We start from the raw sequence: 16,182 nt of genomic DNA on the forward strand, positions 1-16,182 counted from the left end.
GCGAAAGCTTGCTTGAAACCGAGTTAGCAGGGGCAAAGATCATCGAGCCAGCTTGGGCTGTCGGTCAGCGCAGACTTCTTTGTTTTCTAGCGGTATTGGGAATTCTAACGAATTGGTACGACCGAGTGGATTCGAACCACCGACCTCTACCATGTCAAGGTAGCGCTCTAACCAACTGAGCTACGGTCGTACATTTTGAAATGCCTGTTCACGTTGCGTGAACGGCCGCTATATTATTCATTCTGCGGTTTACGTGCAAGCCATTTTTGCGAAAAATAGCGGTTGCGTAGGCTGTTTGTCTAACATTTCAGCAGTTGACGGTGTAATCTGTTTACCATGCCTACTTGTATGAGCCTAGCGATGCAGCAGCATGTCATTCAAATTAAACTAGAACGCATTGAACAGCTTTTTAATTCTTTAGATCCTACGCCATTTGTTGGACGTGACCTTGATCCAGCTGCGGATGACTTTATTGAGGGTTGGGCGGATGAATTACCGCGTGAGGGAACGTTTAAGATCTTGCTGCAGCTTTCGGAGCCGAGAGATTTAGCGAGAGCGCAGAGTAGGGCACAGGATGCGGTGCGCAACTACTATTCAGCACGTGTTGCCGTACAACAACACAAGCTCCATCGCTTGTTCCGCAATGGTCGTATGAGTCTCGTAGTCGGTCTTACATTTCTCGTCGCTTGTCATATTTTAAGCGAGTTTTTAGAGCAACGTTTCGCAGCAGAAACTTTGCCTAGTTTGATCGCGCATGGGCTGATTATTGCCGGGTGGGTCGCAATGTGGCGGCCACTTGAAATTTTTCTCTACGATTGGTGGCCGCTGCGGCGTCGTCTGAAGTTATTGCAACGTCTTGCTGAAGCCGATGTTTTAGTCACTAGCGTAGCGCTTGGCCGAGCTGATTCTGTGCAATCAAGCGAACTACATACGAAACTTTAAACAATCCGGCCAAGAGTATCTGCAAAAAATGTAAGACCGCGATCAACATTAATGGAAGTTGTGCTTCCATGCCCCAAGCGAGATAAGCGACAATACAAAAAAGGGCTAGAAAAACCACCATGGCGGTGTTTGCGCTACGTAGTAAAGTGTGTGCACTCATAACCTACATCTCCAATGCATGTTTTATAATATGCATTATTCATGTATCTTTGATGAAGATCAAGTTTAAAGATGTAAACTTTCGCAAGGGTAGACGGGCGTTATGCAATTAAAAAAATACACCGATTATGGTTTACGAATTTTGATGTACCTTGGTGCCAAAGACGGCGCGGAAGCACACGAGCGTTTAACCACCATCAAAGATATCTGCGAGACCTTTAGTTTGTCGAGCAACCACGTCAACAAGGTTGTGCATCATTTGGGTCGATTGCAGCTTATTGAAACGCGTCGTGGTAAGAACGGTGGCTTTTTCTTAGCCAAAGCTCCCAATGAGATTCGCTTAGACTATGTGATACGCCAACTTGAAGGTGATGAACCATGGATTGAGTGCCATAACCCATACTGTGTGGCGCTACCGGCGTGTGAATTGAAGGGCATTGTAGCGCGCGGTAAGGAACTGTTTTACGACTATTTGCGCGAATTTACCCTAGCGGATTTACTTAAGAAACGGGGGCAGTTGCAACAGATTTTTTCAACAGCGTCGTAATCGCTTCACTAATGCCATCGAGGGTCATGGGGTACATGCGAGCACCCATAAGCTCGTGCATCATGTCGATTGAGTGATGCCATTTCCAGTGCTCCAATGGCTGCGGATTAAGCCATACCGCGTTGTCAAAATGGTTAAGCAAGCGGCGCATCCAAAGCTGTCCTGGTTCTTCGTTCCAATGTTCAACACTCCCGCCCGGGTAAGCTATTTCGTAAGGCCCCATGGTCGCATCGCCGACAAAAATCAGTTTGTAGTCACGGCCGTATTTATTAATCAGTTCACGTGTTGAGGTTTTTTCGCTAAAACGGCGCTCGTTGGATTGCCACACGTCCTCATAAACACAGTTGTGGAAGTAATAAAACTCAAGGTGCTTAAACTCACTGCGCGCCGCGGCAAAAAGTTGCTGGCATTCATAGATGAAGTCATCCATCGAGCCACCGACATCAAATAACAGTAAAACTTTAACTGCATTATGGCGTTCTGGGCGCCATTTTAAGTCAAGCAAGCCAGCCTTTTGTGAGGTCGCTCGAATCGTTTCATCTAGATCGAGCTCTTCTGCACTTCCGGTGCGGGCGAATTTGCGCAGCTTTCGCAAAGCGAGTTGCATGGTGCGATTGTTCAGCTCGCCGTCGGTGTCGAGATCACGAAACTCGCGCTTGTCCCACACTTTGACCGCTCGGCGGGCATTCGAACCGTCTTGGCCAATACGAATGCCTTCGGGGTTGTATCCATAGGCACCAAAAGGCGAAGTGCCGCCGGTACCAATCCATTTATTGCCGCCGGCATGACGTTCCTGTTGTTCCTTCATGCGTTCTTGAAAGGCTTTTAGGAGCTCGTCTAGGCCACCCATACTTTGCAGCTTAGCTTTGTCGTCGTCGGTGAGTTGACGCTGCAGCGAGCGGCGTAACCAGTCTTCTGGAATGGCACTACTAAGGTCGACTTGTTCGACACCTTCAAAGTACTCGGCAAAGGCGCGGTCAAAGCGGTCAAATTGGCTTTCGTCTTTAACTAAGGTTAACCGAGCAAGGTAGTAAAACGCTTCAACGTCGGCAAATACCACTTGCTTCTCAAGCGCCGAAAGCAAATCCATAAGCTCGGTAATACTGGTTTTCAGACCGTGCTTGCGCAGTGTACAGAAAAACTCAATGAGCATTAGCTTTCTCGACGGCGGGTCATAAACGCTAGTTTTTCAACAAGCTGCACGTCTTGCTCATTTTTTAGTAGGGCACCAAACATCGGCATCAGTCCGTTGCTCGCTTTTAAATCACGCACACCAATATCTTCAACCAAAAGTAGCTTCAACCAGTCAATGAGCTCTGAAGTTGAAGGCTTTTTCTTTAGATTAGGTAGCTTGCGCACGTCAAAGAAAACTTCGAGTGCTGTTTGCAGTAGTTCGCGCTGAATATCGGGATGATGCACGCGAACAATTTGCGCCAACGTTTCAGCGTCAGGGAAGTTAATGTAGTGAAAGAAGCAACGGCGCAAGAACGCATCTGGTAACTCTTTTTCGTTGTTCGAGGTGATCACTACGATCGGACGGTGCTTAGCGGTAACTTGCTCACCGGTTTCGTAAACATGAAACTCCATCTGATCGAGCTCATGGAGTAGGTCATTTGGAAACTCAATGTCAGCTTTATCAATTTCATCGATCAACAAAACTGGACGTTCGGGCGCTGTGAAGGCCTGCCAGAGCTTACCGGGTTTAATGTAATTGGCAATATCGTGTACTTTGTCGCTGCCCAATTGACTATCGCGCAAACGCGAAACGGCATCATACTCATACAAACCTTGCTGTGCTTTGGTGGTCGATTTGATCTGCCAACGTAGTAAGGGTACGCCAAGACTTGCGGCGAGTTCTTCCGCAAGTCTTGTTTTACCAGTACCAGGCTCACCTTTTAATAAAAGGGGCTTTTCAAGGGTTACAGCAGCGTTGACTGCCAGTGCTAGTTCGTCCGCGACGATGTAACTCGAGGTACTGCTAAAGCGCATAAGTGTCCTTATTTTTTAACGATTTTACCGGTCGATTCGAGGTAAACCTTACCTTGTTTTTGTACCGTTTCAAAATCCATGCTTTCTGAAGCAAGGTGCACTTCTTCCAGCACTTCCTGCATGGTGTCTACCTCTTCATCGAGGCGCTGCAACGCATTTTCAAGGGTATAACTCAACTGGTGAATGGTCGCCATATCATTCGCTGTCAACTCACCTTTTGCCATGATCTGTTCAAGCTTGGCATTAAAGTTCGCTAGGTTGAACAAGGCTTGATCTAGGTTTTTGGCAGGTTGGCCTTTGAAGTGCTCGTAGCGTTGTTCTTCGTCTGCTTGCAATGCAGGCGCATGTAATCCGATAACTGTGGTGAGTGCAAGTACAGTCAACTTAAGTTTCATAACTACGTCCTCTTGATTAAATAGGGTCCTTAATGAGAATTATTATCAATAATACCGCAAGAAAGTCGATACACCAATAGAGGTAATTAGCCGGGAGTAAAGTCACAGGCTGCAAAGAACCGTTGCCATGGCTCGACATGATGTTTGCTGCGTTCATTCAGGCGCTCGGTTAGTTGCATCAGCTGCTGAAGATAATCTTTTAGAGCTGCCTGCTCACTCACCGCCGCGAGTTCTTCAAGTCGCTCGTTCACAAGATAACCTTGGCGGGTATAACCAGCGAGCTCAGGTTGCACGTTCGCGATAAAGAATTTGAGGAAGACCGTATGCAATACCTCTGCGCGTTGCGGTCGTCCCTTGCTACTGCAGCCAGCCAGACGCACTAGATCTTCGGTTAGGGGCGATAGCTGTTGTATGTAGGCATCTAAGGCATGCAAGGAACGCCACAAGCGGGGCAGGTAGTCTGATTGATGCAGCTGTTCGAGCGCAACTTCGAGTTGTCCACGTGAGACCTGTGTCGGTTGCTGCGCAGGTTCTTGTAATACTGCTAACACATGGTCAAGGGACGCTAGAGCATTGGCAAACGCAGCATCATCGGGCGCTGCTAGGGTGGTTGGAGCGAAACGTAAACTGTGACGCAAGGCGTCATCGGTGGCAATCGCGAGTTGTTTGCTAGCTGCTAGCGTGTGCTGCTTTTCTTGTAAGGCACTTGCTAGGCGCTTAGCTAGTTGCGCTTCACCTGCCTGCTCAAGTGCCGTGACGCAGATCTGCATCGCTTGCGTGAGTTGAAGATCGGTAAAGTAGCGACTGATACCCTCTTCAAGCTTTCCTAAAGCACTGTTGCGCTGCGCAATGAGTTGCCCCGCCGCACATTGGTCAAGGCGCCATGAGTCAAGGAGCGAAACGCTAACACGTGGAACCTGAACGCGAAGATCGCGGGTATCTGGTAATTTAGGGCAGCTTTTGGGGTGGTAAACGATAGGCTCAAGTTCCAAGGTGTTGGCGACACGGCTCTGATAATCATCAAGCGCAGATAACGCCGGCGGTATTTCACTGCACGCGCTCAGTAAGAACGCCACGAAGACGTAGCAAAGCCCGCGCAGAGACCGTACAATAGTGCCCATTCTTTGTCGTTGGAGCCAGTCACGCATCATGTTTACCGGTATCGTACAAACCCAAGCTGAAGTTATTGCGATTGATCAACGTGAACAATTCCGCCAGTTGACCCTAAAAGTTGCACCGCAGTTCCTTACAAATCTAGAAATTGGTGCCAGTATTGCTATTAACGGTTGTTGTTTAACAGTGGTTCAATTTACCACAGATACCGTGCGATTTGACGTGATCGACGAAACCCTAAAGCTGACGAATTTCGGGCAGTTAGAGGTAGGTAGCAGGGTCAATCTTGAGCGCTCATTGAAGGTCGGTGATGAAATCGGTGGCCATCATGTCTCAGGCCATATCCATGCCACCGGGACACTTGAAACTGTTACTGAAACTGCCGATAACGTCGCCATGTGGATTGCGTTTCCAGCAGAGTTTAAACCTTATGTGTTTGCTAAAGGCTTTATAAGTGTCAACGGGGCCAGTTTAACAATAGGCCAAGTGCATGATTGCCAGTTTTCGCTACATTTAATTCCTGAAACGTTACGCTTAACCAATCTTGCTGAATTAACGCCGGGCGACAAGGTAAACTTAGAGTTTGATCAGCAAACCATCACTATCGTCGATACCGTCAACCGCTACCTAGAACAACAGCGTTCTTAGCTGTTTGCTGTTCGTTGTTTGTTTAAACAAAGAGCTCGCGAAAGCGAGCGTGCAAACAGCGAATAGCAAACAACGCTCTTATTCTTCTAACACTTTTACGATGATTTTGTCTTGCGCGTCATCGACGTGAACATCTAAATGCACATCACTGCCGCAGGCCGGACATTCGTCTTGATAGTCTTGATCACCTTGCGAGACATCGATGCTCACATGGATTTGATGACCGCAATGAGGGCAGCGCACTGCGGCGTCGTGAAGTTTTTCAACATTCATAGCGAGCCTCTCGCTTTTGCATTCAACCTAAACTGATTATGGTGCAAAGAAGTTATTCCCGCCACGTAAAGAAGCTAAGCGTTGTGTAAAGAGTTCAGCGCCAAAATAGCAAAGCGATACCGACTGCGGCGATAACTGCTCCGGTAATACTGCGCAACGTGGGCGGCTCGCCCCGCCACCATTGAATTGGGATGAGCCAAAGTGGAGCGGTAGCGAGCAGCGTTTGCGCGAGTCCGGGGTGAAGGTAGGCAATAGCGGTTTGTTGCAACCAAATCGCTAGAAAGGTGCCCATAAAAATGGCAACCAGCAACCAAGGCAGTGACGTATGGCGCAGTGCAGCTTTGGTTTGTAGAAACATTTTGGGTTTTAATAAAATCAGTGCAATGGTGAGTGCAGCCGTGCCAGCGGCGAGACGTACAAAGGCCGCTTGCAGCGGATTCACATTGAAGCTCGCTAAGGCCTCAAATGCCATCACAAGGCCCAAAGCTTGGCACAACGCCGCTCCCGTTGCCGCGGTCATACCTGAAACGTTCAAGTGCGCCTGGGGGCGTTGCGAGTTACGCTCGGTGGTAATAACGATGATGCCGACTAGCACCACCAGTGCCGCTAGCAATTCGCGTGCGGTCATCGCCTTCTGTAACCACAGCCATGCTATACCGGCCGCAAAGGGTGGGGCTAAGTATTCGAACAGCATGGTATACCAAGGGCCAATACGGCGCAGCGCGGTGAAGTAGAGCGTGTCGCCAATAGTGATGCCGATGACTCCGCTGGCTAAGAGCAACCATGCCGCCGCACTGCCATCAAACTGCACCAATTGCTGCGTGATAAGACCCACGATAAACAGGAGGGGGACTGCTACAAAGCCTTTGACTAGGTTCAATTGGCTAGCTGACAAATAGCTTCCCGCCTGACTGTACAGCAGGGTAGCAAGGGCCCAAAAGAGTGCGGCAAAAAGGGCGGCCAATGGGCCAAGAATTGATTCCATAGCGCGCTATCATACCCGCCCAACAAAACAAGTCCAAGCGTTGCATTGCGTGCGCTGCAGCCATGCGGTATAGTGGCCGCTTCTCGTTGAATCACAAGTGACACTTGGTAGGTGCCACCACTGTTAAAGGAACAAAAGAATGCCTGTAGTAACGCTGCCTGATGGAAGTCAACGCGCTTTCGATAAACCTGTCTCTATTCTCGAAGTAGCTCAAGATATCGGTCCTGGCCTCGCCAAAGCGACCGTGGCCGGCAAAATCAATGGTGAACTGGCCGATGCCTGTGACCAGATTACCGAAGACGCGACAGTCCACATTATTACCCCGAAAGACGAGGAAGGCGTTGAGATTATTCGCCACTCGTGCGCGCACCTGTTAGGCCATGCGTTAAAACAACTGTTCCCGCAAGTGAAAATGGCGATAGGCCCGGTCATTGATAATGGTTTCTATTACGACGTTGACCTAGATAAAGCCCTAACCCAAGACGATCTTGATGCGCTCGAGAAGCGCATGAAAGAACTGGCAAAGACTGAATACGAAGTGGTGAAAAAGAAAGTGAGCTGGCAAGAAGCTCGCGAGACTTTTGTTGAACGCCACGAACCGTACAAAATTGAAATTCTTGATGAAAACATTAGCCAAGACGATCGTCCTGCGCTTTATCATCACGAAGAATACACTGACATGTGTCGTGGTCCGCACGTACCGAACATGAAGTTCTGCCAACATTTCAAAATTATGAAAGTGGCGGGTGCGTACTGGCGTGGTAACTCTGACAATAAGATGTTGCAGCGTATTTACGGCACTGCATGGTCAGACAAGAAACAACTAAAAGCTTATTTACAGCGTCTTGAAGAAGCTGAAAAGCGTGATCATCGTAAAATTGGTAAGTCACAAGATCTCTTCCACTGGCAAGAAGAAGCGCCGGGTATGGTGTTCTGGCATCACAACGGCTGGACCGTGTTCCAAGAACTTGAGACCTATGTGCGCGAGAAGCTGCGTGAATATAACTACCAAGAGGTGAAAGGCCCATTCATGATGGACCGCGTGCTGTGGGAAAAATCAGGTCACTGGGAAAAATTCTCAGAACTGATGTTTACCACTGCATCAGAAAATCGCGAGTATGCGATTAAGCCGATGAACTGCCCCGGGCACGTGCAAATCTTTAATCAGGGTTTGAAATCGTACCGTGATTTGCCTCTGCGCATGGCTGAGTTTGGCTGCTGTCACCGCAATGAACCGTCGGGTGCCTTACACGGCTTGATGCGTGTACGTGGCTTTACACAAGATGATGCACACATCTTCTGTACGCCTGAACAGGTGCAAGAAGAAGTGAGCGGCTGTATTAAAATGGTTTATGAAACCTATAAAACCTTTGGTTTCGAAGACATTGTCGTGAAACTTTCAACCCGTCCAGAAAAACGTCTAGGTGATGATGCGACGTGGGACCACGCTGAACAAGCTTTGGCTGAAGCGTTGAAGAACAACGGGATCGAGTTTGAATATTTGCCAGGTGAGGGCGCATTTTACGGTCCGAAAATTGAATTCACGCTGCATGACTGTTTAGGTCGTGCATGGCAGTGCGGTACCGTACAGCTCGATTTCGCCTTGCCAGGTCGTTTGGGCGCAACTTATGTTGGCGAAGACAACGAACGCCACACGCCGGTGATGATTCACCGCGCGATTTTGGGCTCACTTGAACGTTTTATGGGTATTCTTATTGAAGAATATGCTGGTTATTTCCCAGTTTGGCTTGCCCCAACACAGATTGTGGTGATGAATATCACTGATAATCAAGCTGATTACGTCAAAAATACCGTAAAAGAGTTGAATAAACTCGGATTTAGGGCGACAGCCGACTTGAGAAATGAGAAAATAGGCTTTAAAATTCGCGAACACACATTAAAACGTGTTCCTTATATGTTGGTTGTCGGCGATAAAGAAGTCGAGAACCAAGCGGTTGCGGTACGTACCCGTCGCGGTGAAGACCAAGGCGTAAAAGGCCTGGAGCAATTTATTGCAGAGCTGCAAGACGAAGTACGTAGTCGCAAAATTAGTTAATCGATTGGAGGAATGACCCATTAAAGGCGGAAAAAGAACTCAGAAAGCTGCTGACAAAAATCGTATCAACGACGAAATTCGCGTTAATGAAGTGCGCTTGATCGGCGTTGAAGGTGAACAGATTGGTGTCGTAAGTATTCAAGAAGCTCTTGAGAAGGCCGAAGAGGCCGGTGTTGATCTGGTGGAAATTAGCCCTAATGCGGAGCCACCAGTATGTCGTCTGATGGATTATGGCAAGTTCCTCTACGAAAAAGCTAAGAACGCGAAAGAGCAAAAGAAAAACCAGAAACAGATTCAGGTCAAGGAAGTTAAATTCCGTCCTGGTACTGATGAGGGCGATTATCAGGTAAAACTACGCAACCTGACTCGCTTCCTCGAGGGAGGTGACAAAACTAAAGTCACCGTTCGTTTCCGTGGCCGTGAAATGGCGCACCAAGAACTCGGTATCGAATTGTTGAATCGTATCAAAGACGATTTGCAAGAGATATCAACTCTTGAGTCGTTCCCGAGACGGGCTGAGGGTCGCCAGATGATTATGGTTCTGGCCCCTGCTAAGAAGTAACTGTGGTCCACAAGTAGGTAGGCATTGGCCAACCTCACCCTGTTACACTTGTAGTTAACAATGCGGAGTAGTTTTCATGCCGAAAATGAAATCGAAAAAGGGCGCATCTAAGCGCTTCAAAAAAACCGCTTCAGGCGGCTTTAAATGTAAACAGTCTCATTTGCGTCACATCCTGACCAAAAAGAGCTCAAAGCGGAAGCGTCACCTGCGTGCTAAAAGCATGGTGCACGAAGCCGATGTTGGCTTAGTTCAGCGTATGTTACCGTTCGCGTAAGGAAAGGAGATAGCAAATGGCACGAGTAAAACGTGGTGTGATCGCGCGAGCGCGTCACAAGAAAGTCCTGAAGCAGGCGAAAGGTTATTATGGTGCTCGTTCACGTGTTTATCGCGTAGCGAAGCAAGCAGTTATCAAAGCAGGTCAATATGCATACCGTGACCGCCGTCAGAAGAAACGTCAATTCCGCCAATTGTGGATTGTGCGTATCAACGCTGCGGCTCGTCAAAACGGTTTGTCATACAGCCGCTTTATCAACGGTTTGAAAAAAGCATCTGTTGAAATCGATCGTAAAATTCTGGCAGACATCGCAGTTCACGACCAAAATGGTTTTGCTGCGCTAGTAGAGAAAGCAAAAAGCTCTCTATAAGCCATGAATAAAGTTGAAAAAGGGAGCGTCACTGCTCCCTTTTTTTATGGTTTTTCGCTATTATAAGCGCTTTCAAAAGAACACATCACCGAGGAAGGTCATGGAGTTAAATGACATTGTTGCGAAGGCCGAAGCTGCCATCGCTGCCGCTACTAGTCCGCAAGAGCTTGATGCTGTGCGGGTTGAGTACATGGGCAAAAAAGGATTATTGACCGAACAGCTGAAAAGTTTAGGTAAATTGTCGGCGGAACAACGCCCAGCAGCGGGTCAAGCGATCAACCAAGCCAAGCAAGAAGTTCAGCAGGCGATTAATGCGCGCAACGAAGAGCTAAAACAGGCTCAGCTTGCCGAAAAGCTAGCGGCAGAGCGTATCGACGTGACGTTGCCTGGTCGTCGCGCGGCGGTTGGCGGTTTTCACGCAGTGACGCAAACGATTCAGCGCATTGAGCAGTTCTTCGGTGATTTAGGCTTCCGTGTTGAAGAAGGTCCAGAAGTTGAGGACGATTTCCATAACTTTGACGCGTTAAATATTCCTGCGAATCATCCAGCGCGTGCTGACCACGATACATTCTACTTTACGCCGAAAACCATGTTGCGTACGCAAACCTCGGGCGTACAAATCCGCACCATGGAAAAAGAGCAACCGCCATTGCGTATTATTTCGCCAGGGCGCGTCTACCGTAATGACTACGATCAAACCCATACACCAATGTTCCATCAAGTTGAAGGCTTAATGGTCGATACGGATGTAAGCTTTACCCAGCTGAAAGGTATTTTGGAAGACTTTTTGGTGAACTTCTTTGAGGAATCACTCGAAGTGCGTTTCCGCCCATCTTACTTCCCATTTACCGAACCGTCTGCAGAGGTTGATGTGCGTCGTAAAGACGGGCAATGGTTGGAAGTATTGGGTTGCGGTATGGTACATCCAAAGGTATTGCAAGCAGTGGGTATCGATAGCGAAAAATATACCGGATTTGCCTTTGGTATGGGCGTTGAGCGTCTGACCATGTTGCGTTATGGCGTTAACGATTTGCGTGCGTTTTTTGAAAACGACGTGCGTTTTTTGAAACAGTTTAATTAGTTCGGGTGCAGTGATGAAATTTAGTGAAAAGTGGTTACGTAGTTGGGTAAACCCCGCACTTGATCAAGTCGCTCTGGCCGAGCAATTGAGCATGGCTGGTCTTGAAGTTGACGATGTCACCCCTGTTGCTGAAGCCTTCAGCAAAGTAGTCGTGGGTGAAGTCACCAAGTGCTGGCAACATCCAGACGCAGACAAGTTACAAGTTACCGAAGTCAATATTGGTGAAGATGAACCCGCGACCATCGTTTGTGGTGCGCCTAACTGCCGTCAAGGCCTCAAAGTTGCCGTGGCGACGATTGGTGCCGTGTTACCAGGCGACTTCAAAATCAAAAAAGCAAAGCTACGCGGTCAGCCGTCGCACGGCATGCTGTGTTCAAGTTCAGAGCTGGGCTTAAACGACGACCACGATGGCATCCTTGAATTGCCTCAAGATGCGCCAGTGGGCATGGATTACCGTGATTATCTTGAGCTAAACGATGTTACTATTGACGTCGACTTAACGCCAAACCGTGCTGATTGTCTTGGTGTCCGTGGTATTGCCCGTGAAGTAGGTGTGTTGAATCGACTCGAGGTTAATGAACCCGATATCAAAGCCGTTGCGGTAGGGAGTCAGGAACAACGTGAGATCGTGCTCGACGCTCCTGAAGCTTGCCCGCGCTACTTGGGACGTATTGTCCGTAAAGTGAATGTGCAAGCAACATCGCCACTTTGGTTAACTGAACGGTTACGTCGTAGCGGCATTCGCAGTATTGATCCTGTGGTCGATGTGACGAATTATGTGTTGCTCGAGCTCGGTCACCCAATGCATGCGTTTGATAATGAGAAGTTAAGCGGCGCTGTTCATGTGCGTATGGCGAAGGCAGATGAGAAGCTCACGCTTTTAGACGGCAATGAAGTCACCTTGCAAGACGACGTGTTGGTGATCGCCGATGAAGAAAAACCACTTGCTATGGCGGGTATCTTTGGTGGCGAAGGTAGTGGCGTCACCGAAGAAAGTAACTCGATCTTCTTAGAGAGTGCGTTTTTTGCGCCGGATGCTATCGCTGGGCGTGCACGCCGTTTTGGCTTGCATACTGACGCGTCACACCGCTATGAACGCGGTGTTGACCCAGAACTCCAGCGCACGGCAATGGAACGTGCAACACAGTTGATTATTGACATTTGTGGTGGTGAGGCCGGTCCGATTGTCGAAGCCAAAGACGAGCGTTTTATTCCACAACCACAGCAAGTAACGCTACGGCAACAGCGTCTCAATAAAGTTTTAGGTATTGAACTCGACGCCGGCGAAGTCACCGAGATTCTTGAGCGCTTAGGCTTTACAGTGACGTTTGCCGATTCTGCATGGCAGGTTTCTGTACCTACATTCCGATTCGACATTAGTATCGAAGAAGACCTGATTGAAGAAGTTGCACGGATTTATGGCTATCACCGTATTCAGGCCGCCGCACCAGCTGCTCAATTGCGTATGGTGCCGCGCAAGGAAGCTTGCGTCAGCACCAACAAACTGAAGCGCTTGTTAGTTGACCGCGGCTATCAAGAAGCCATTACTTATAGCTTTGTTGATCCAAAACACCAGGCCTTGTTGTTTGACGAAACCGCAGCTTTGACCTTACCGTTTCCAATCAGTGTTGAAATGTCATCGATGCGCGTAAGCCTGTGGCCGGGATTGCTGGGTGCGGTTGCACATAACCAAAAACGTCAACAGCAAAGCTTAGCGTTCTGTGAGACGGGGCTGCGTTTTGTTCCTAGTGATGATGGTGAGAATGGCGTACGCCAAGAAGCAATGATTGCCGGTGTCCGCGCTGGTAAAGCCTATGCTGAGCATTGGCAAGAGGGTGAGCGGGCAGTCGACTTTTTTGATGTAAAGGGTGATGTTGAGGCCTTGCTCACGCTGACCGGCGAAGCTGAAGCCTATACCTTTGTGGCGGACTCTCATCCCGCACTGCATCCGGGCCAAGCGGCTGCTATTTTCAAAAATGGTAAATGTGTGGGTTATGTAGGTGCAGTACACCCACAATTTGAGAAAAAACTTGGTCTCAATGGTCGGACTTACGTTTTTGAACTCGAGTTAGCAGCTATTCAGCAACGCACATTACCGCAAGCGCAAGCTGTGTCGAAGTACCCATCTATTCGTCGCGACTTAGCCATTGTAGTGCCAACCCAACTGGCAGCGGGTGAAGTGCTCAAGGCTATTGAAAATATTGGCGTAAATCATTTAGTTGGCCTAAACTTATTTGACGTTTACGAAGGTTCTGGTGTTGCTGACGGCTATCGTAGCTTAGCGTTGTCGTTAACCTTACAGCATCCCGAGCGTACGTTAGAAGACCAAGAAATCAATACTGCAGTAAAAGCAGTGGTTGATATGCTGACCAACGAATTTGGGGCAACCCTTAGGGAGTAAGCTATGGCGCTGACCAAAGCAGATATGGCTGAACATTTGTTTGTTAAATTTGGTATCAATAAACGTGATGCTAAAGATCTTGTTGAGAACTTCTTTGAAGAAATTCGCCGCACGCTAGAGCAGGGCGAGGAAGTTAAGCTCTCAGGCTTTGGCAATTTTGAGTTGCGGACAAAAAATGAACGTCCTGGTCGTAATCCGAAAACGGGAGAGGATATTCCTATTTCGGCCCGACGGGTAGTGACGTTCCGACCGGGACAAAAATTGAAACAAAGGGTCAGTAACGCCAAACCCAAATAATTAAAAAGCCGCTCAATCGAGCGGCTTTTTAATACGCGATGTTACGAGAGTGATGTTACTTAAAAAACAGACTACTAAACGGATTTAATAAACGACTTAACCCTGAAGTAAAGTGCATAGGGGCATCTAACGCCGCTAATGTGAGACAGTCCTCGTCACGTGTTTCGGGCGTATGCTTAACTGAACCGTCCAAAAATACGAAATCGCCGTCACGGTATTCCGCAGTTTCATCATTAAATACGCCGTTAACGACCAATGTGGCTTCACGGCCCTTGTGGGTGTGTTCGGGAACCTTGGTACCTTTATCCATGTAAATAAAGGTCAGTACGTCGTCACCACCGATTTGTACTGGGGCACGCCACATGTGTCCAATAAGCTTGTGCCACTCACCAATACGATGGTGGCTGCGCGCTAGTGTCGCAGGCAATTTGAAGCGTTTCCCCTCGAGCACGAGTTCGTCGACGAGGGCATTATGTGCACTATCCGACGCTTTGTGCGTCGGCGTCTGCGCCATGATTTGTTGCAACATTGCATCATTGTCAAAACTATCATTCGCCGCGCTAAAATCTTGCGGCACTTGGGTTTGCCCAAAAAGCTTGGTGGCTACCATGGCTTCGATGTCGCGCACCTGCTCTTGGCAGCGTGGGCACATGTCAACATGAGTGCCTACCATCATTAGCAACGCTGGGCTCAAGTCGCCAGTGACGTAATGAAATAAATGTTCTTCGTTAGGGTGAAATTTAATCATCGCTATGTATCAACTCTCTTAATTTCTGTAACGCTAGTCGCGTGCGTGACTTAACGGTACCTAGCGGAATACCGAGTGCGTCTGCGACTTCTTGCTGTGATTTCCCTTCCACGTAAATTAGTTCTATTACGGTACGTTGCGCTTTCGGCAAAAGTTCACAGTACGTTGCGAGCTGTTGCATCAAAAGATCGTCATCCAGAGCGTAATCGTCATCTAAACTGTCATTTTGCTCAGCTAGAACAGGCCATAGCTCGTCGGCGCTTAAGTCATGCTGGCGATGCTTGTTTTTTCTCAGGAAGTCAAAGCGTATGTTACGAGCGATTGTAAAAATCCACGTTGACGCTGAACCGCGGTCTGGTTTGAATAAATGTGCTTTATTCCAAACGTTGGTCATTGTTTCTTGAACCAGATCCATTGCCGTTTGTTCGTTACCGAACTGACGTGTGGCATAGGCTTTTAACCGCGGTGCGAAGTAACTAAACAATTCACTGAAAGCTTGGCGAGATTGCTCTGTTGCTACAAGGGCGAGTAAAGCCGCAGCATGGTCGGGATCATCAGGCTGCGCAGAGGACATAAGTTTCCGTTTTAGTTGTGTTTCAGTCGCTGTCTGCATAGTAATACCTGTCCGCTATTTCCTCAAGTTACTTTCGTTTACGTCAGTTGTATAACTACGGATCACTTTTGCCTTCACTTTCGTGAATGAGTCCATCTAGGTAGTCAAGTGTACGTGAACAGCATGGCTCTCTAAGTAGCTCTTGCTTAACTTCAGCATTCACTGGAAGTAACTCTAACCAACGTTGACAAACCCAATCCGCACGGGCTAAACGATCGTCTTTTGGGCATTCTCCGAGCTCTGGGTATTCCCCATAGACCTGACATAAACGTTCAGCTAAGTGACTGTAGTTACTCGGCAATGGGGTCTCTTGCCAAGGTTTTAGTAATTCGATAGCGCCGCGCCGTAAACCATCAGAATCAACGTTAATTGACGTGATCTCGCAGGGCTCGATGCCTTCTACAGTGATACCCAGCAGTCCGTCATCACGATGTTCAAAGTCAATAACACGCGTAAGTGTGGCGACGGGGTGTATGTGCGTATTATGTTCGACGGAACCTTTGTCGTTAAACATACACATGCCAATACGGCCATCGTCGCCTTGCGCACAAACTTCGCGGACCATGCGTAAATAGCGTGGTTCAAAGATTCGTAAACGCATAACGCCACCTGGCAGAACATGCCCTGAAAGCGGGAACAGCGGAATGTTGTTAAGTGCACGATTCATAGGGACTGCCTCATCGAAACATCGCTTGTTTCACTTGTTATTCTGTGGTTACGTAAAGACTC

The 16,182-nt window shown here is 48.3% G+C and carries 19 protein-coding genes and 1 tRNA gene; 10 read left to right on the forward strand and 10 right to left on the reverse strand.

Translation table 11 applies throughout. The annotated features are described in order from the left end of the window. Positions 1–113: 113 nt before the first annotated feature. Positions 114–190 (reverse strand) — tRNA-Val (locus NV375_RS01915). Between the two features lie 170 nt (positions 191–360). Here NV375_RS01915 and NV375_RS01920 point away from each other — a divergent pair. Beyond that, the gene (locus NV375_RS01920; protein WP_258806737.1) at positions 361–942 is read left to right on the forward strand and encodes a hypothetical protein; all 582 of its coding nucleotides are present in this window, start codon (positions 361–363) and stop codon (positions 940–942) included. Between the two features lie 262 nt (positions 943–1,204). Next, positions 1,205–1,648 (forward strand): Rrf2 family transcriptional regulator, encoded by a 444-nt coding sequence (locus tag NV375_RS01925; RefSeq protein WP_258806738.1) that lies wholly within the window; start codon positions 1,205–1,207, stop codon positions 1,646–1,648. Here the strand turns inward: NV375_RS01925 and NV375_RS01930 are convergent. From NV375_RS01930 to NV375_RS01945, 4 genes are all read right to left on the reverse strand, one after another. Beyond that, positions 1,602–2,801, reverse strand: a complete 1,200-nt coding sequence (locus tag NV375_RS01930) for a VWA domain-containing protein (RefSeq protein ID WP_258806739.1) — start codon at positions 2,799–2,801, stop codon at positions 1,602–1,604. The two genes, NV375_RS01925 and NV375_RS01930, sit on opposite strands and share 47 nt — an antisense overlap. Then, positions 2,801–3,637 (reverse strand): MoxR family ATPase, encoded by an 837-nt coding sequence (locus tag NV375_RS01935; protein WP_126770063.1) that lies wholly within the window; start codon positions 3,635–3,637, stop codon positions 2,801–2,803. The genes NV375_RS01930 and NV375_RS01935 overlap by 1 nt, the downstream gene beginning before the upstream one ends. A gap of 8 nt (positions 3,638–3,645) precedes the next feature. Further along, the gene (locus NV375_RS01940; protein WP_258806740.1) at positions 3,646–4,032 is read right to left on the reverse strand and encodes a DUF6746 family protein; all 387 of its coding nucleotides are present in this window, start codon (positions 4,030–4,032) and stop codon (positions 3,646–3,648) included. An 86-nt stretch (positions 4,033–4,118) separates the two neighbouring features. After that, a complete protein-coding gene (locus tag NV375_RS01945; RefSeq protein WP_258806741.1) occupies positions 4,119–5,153 on the reverse strand; it encodes a DUF3080 domain-containing protein in 1,035 nt (344 codons plus the stop codon). Positions 5,154–5,181: 28 nt separating this feature from the next. Here NV375_RS01945 and NV375_RS01950 point away from each other — a divergent pair, with 28 nt between their 5' ends. Then, entirely contained in the window at positions 5,182–5,793 is a 612-nt protein-coding gene (locus NV375_RS01950; RefSeq protein WP_258807935.1) for a riboflavin synthase subunit alpha, read from the forward strand. Positions 5,794–5,871: 78 nt separating this feature from the next. Here NV375_RS01950 and NV375_RS01955 read toward each other — a convergent pair whose 3' ends face one another. Next, a complete protein-coding gene (locus tag NV375_RS01955; protein WP_126770070.1) occupies positions 5,872–6,066 on the reverse strand; it encodes a CPXCG motif-containing cysteine-rich protein in 195 nt (64 codons plus the stop codon). Positions 6,067–6,160: 94 nt separating this feature from the next. Then, positions 6,161–7,051: a DMT family transporter gene (locus tag NV375_RS01960; RefSeq protein ID WP_258806742.1), complete on the reverse strand. Its 891-nt coding sequence runs from the start codon at positions 7,049–7,051 to the stop codon at positions 6,161–6,163. Between the two features lie 139 nt (positions 7,052–7,190). Between NV375_RS01960 and thrS the strand changes: the two genes are divergently transcribed. The 7 genes from thrS (at position 7,191) to NV375_RS01995 (ending at position 14,092) form a co-directional block, all read left to right on the forward strand. Continuing rightward, positions 7,191–9,107 (forward strand): threonine--tRNA ligase, encoded by a 1,917-nt coding sequence (gene thrS / locus NV375_RS01965; protein ID WP_258240424.1) that lies wholly within the window; start codon positions 7,191–7,193, stop codon positions 9,105–9,107. Between the two features lie 19 nt (positions 9,108–9,126). After that, positions 9,127–9,669 carry a translation initiation factor IF-3 gene (gene infC, locus NV375_RS01970; RefSeq protein ID WP_126770076.1) on the forward strand — a complete coding sequence of 181 codons (543 nt, stop codon included), beginning with the start codon at positions 9,127–9,129 and terminating at the stop codon, positions 9,667–9,669. Positions 9,670–9,745: 76 nt separating this feature from the next. Next, positions 9,746–9,943 (forward strand): 50S ribosomal protein L35, encoded by a 198-nt coding sequence (gene rpmI / locus NV375_RS01975; protein ID WP_026862320.1) that lies wholly within the window; start codon positions 9,746–9,748, stop codon positions 9,941–9,943. Positions 9,944–9,959: 16 nt separating this feature from the next. After that, entirely contained in the window at positions 9,960–10,313 is a 354-nt protein-coding gene (rplT, locus tag NV375_RS01980) for a 50S ribosomal protein L20 (RefSeq protein ID WP_126770078.1), read from the forward strand. 100 nt (positions 10,314–10,413) lie between these two features. Then, complete coding sequence (gene pheS / locus NV375_RS01985) at positions 10,414–11,394, forward strand: phenylalanine--tRNA ligase subunit alpha (RefSeq protein WP_258806743.1); 981 nt, start codon at positions 10,414–10,416, stop codon at positions 11,392–11,394. Positions 11,395–11,407: 13 nt separating this feature from the next. After that, complete coding sequence (gene pheT / locus NV375_RS01990; RefSeq protein WP_258806744.1) at positions 11,408–13,795, forward strand: phenylalanine--tRNA ligase subunit beta; 2,388 nt, start codon at positions 11,408–11,410, stop codon at positions 13,793–13,795. Positions 13,796–13,798: 3 nt separating this feature from the next. Continuing rightward, positions 13,799–14,092 carry an integration host factor subunit alpha gene (locus NV375_RS01995; RefSeq protein WP_258806745.1) on the forward strand — a complete coding sequence of 98 codons (294 nt, stop codon included), beginning with the start codon at positions 13,799–13,801 and terminating at the stop codon, positions 14,090–14,092. Positions 14,093–14,147: 55 nt separating this feature from the next. Here NV375_RS01995 and NV375_RS02000 read toward each other — a convergent pair whose 3' ends face one another. The 3 genes from NV375_RS02000 to NV375_RS02010 all read right to left on the reverse strand — a co-directional run bounded on the left by NV375_RS02000 (position 14,148) and on the right by NV375_RS02010 (position 16,120). Next, on the reverse strand, positions 14,148–14,840 hold the full coding sequence (locus NV375_RS02000) for a ChrR family anti-sigma-E factor (RefSeq protein WP_258806746.1): 693 nt from the start codon (positions 14,838–14,840) through the stop codon (positions 14,148–14,150). Beyond that, positions 14,833–15,414, reverse strand: a complete 582-nt coding sequence (locus NV375_RS02005; protein ID WP_405035611.1) for a sigma-70 family RNA polymerase sigma factor — start codon at positions 15,412–15,414, stop codon at positions 14,833–14,835. The genes NV375_RS02000 and NV375_RS02005 overlap by 8 nt, the downstream gene beginning before the upstream one ends. Positions 15,415–15,508: 94 nt before the next feature. Beyond that, positions 15,509–16,120: an LON peptidase substrate-binding domain-containing protein gene (locus NV375_RS02010; RefSeq protein WP_258806748.1), complete on the reverse strand. Its 612-nt coding sequence runs from the start codon at positions 16,118–16,120 to the stop codon at positions 15,509–15,511. Between the last annotated feature and the right edge of the window lie 62 nt (positions 16,121–16,182).

It is taken from the genome of Pseudidiomarina sp. CB1, assembly GCF_024752025.1.
Taxonomy (GTDB): domain Bacteria; phylum Pseudomonadota; class Gammaproteobacteria; order Enterobacterales; family Alteromonadaceae; genus Pseudidiomarina.

Coding starts and splice junctions, on each gene's coding strand:
- NV375_RS01920 (WP_258806737.1), top strand. CDS start 361: ATGCAGCAGCATGTCATTCAAATTAAACTAGAACGCATTGAACAGCTT.
- NV375_RS01925 (WP_258806738.1), top strand. CDS start 1,205: ATGCAATTAAAAAAATACACCGATTATGGTTTACGAATTTTGATGTAC.
- NV375_RS01930 (WP_258806739.1), bottom strand. CDS start 2,801: ATGCTCATTGAGTTTTTCTGTACACTGCGCAAGCACGGTCTGAAAACC.
- NV375_RS01935 (WP_126770063.1), bottom strand. CDS start 3,637: ATGCGCTTTAGCAGTACCTCGAGTTACATCGTCGCGGACGAACTAGCA.
- NV375_RS01940 (WP_258806740.1), bottom strand. CDS start 4,032: ATGAAACTTAAGTTGACTGTACTTGCACTCACCACAGTTATCGGATTA.
- NV375_RS01945 (WP_258806741.1), bottom strand. CDS start 5,153: ATGGGCACTATTGTACGGTCTCTGCGCGGGCTTTGCTACGTCTTCGTG.
- NV375_RS01950 (WP_258807935.1), top strand. CDS start 5,182: ATGTTTACCGGTATCGTACAAACCCAAGCTGAAGTTATTGCGATTGAT.
- NV375_RS01955 (WP_126770070.1), bottom strand. CDS start 6,066: ATGAATGTTGAAAAACTTCACGACGCCGCAGTGCGCTGCCCTCATTGC.
- NV375_RS01960 (WP_258806742.1), bottom strand. CDS start 7,051: ATGGAATCAATTCTTGGCCCATTGGCCGCCCTTTTTGCCGCACTCTTT.
- thrS (WP_258240424.1), top strand. CDS start 7,191: ATGCCTGTAGTAACGCTGCCTGATGGAAGTCAACGCGCTTTCGATAAA.
- rpmI (WP_026862320.1), top strand. CDS start 9,746: ATGCCGAAAATGAAATCGAAAAAGGGCGCATCTAAGCGCTTCAAAAAA.
- rplT (WP_126770078.1), top strand. CDS start 9,960: ATGGCACGAGTAAAACGTGGTGTGATCGCGCGAGCGCGTCACAAGAAA.
- pheS (WP_258806743.1), top strand. CDS start 10,414: ATGGAGTTAAATGACATTGTTGCGAAGGCCGAAGCTGCCATCGCTGCC.
- pheT (WP_258806744.1), top strand. CDS start 11,408: ATGAAATTTAGTGAAAAGTGGTTACGTAGTTGGGTAAACCCCGCACTT.
- NV375_RS01995 (WP_258806745.1), top strand. CDS start 13,799: ATGGCGCTGACCAAAGCAGATATGGCTGAACATTTGTTTGTTAAATTT.
- NV375_RS02000 (WP_258806746.1), bottom strand. CDS start 14,840: ATGATTAAATTTCACCCTAACGAAGAACATTTATTTCATTACGTCACT.
- NV375_RS02005 (WP_405035611.1), bottom strand. CDS start 15,414: ATGTCCTCTGCGCAGCCTGATGATCCCGACCATGCTGCGGCTTTACTC.
- NV375_RS02010 (WP_258806748.1), bottom strand. CDS start 16,120: ATGAATCGTGCACTTAACAACATTCCGCTGTTCCCGCTTTCAGGGCAT.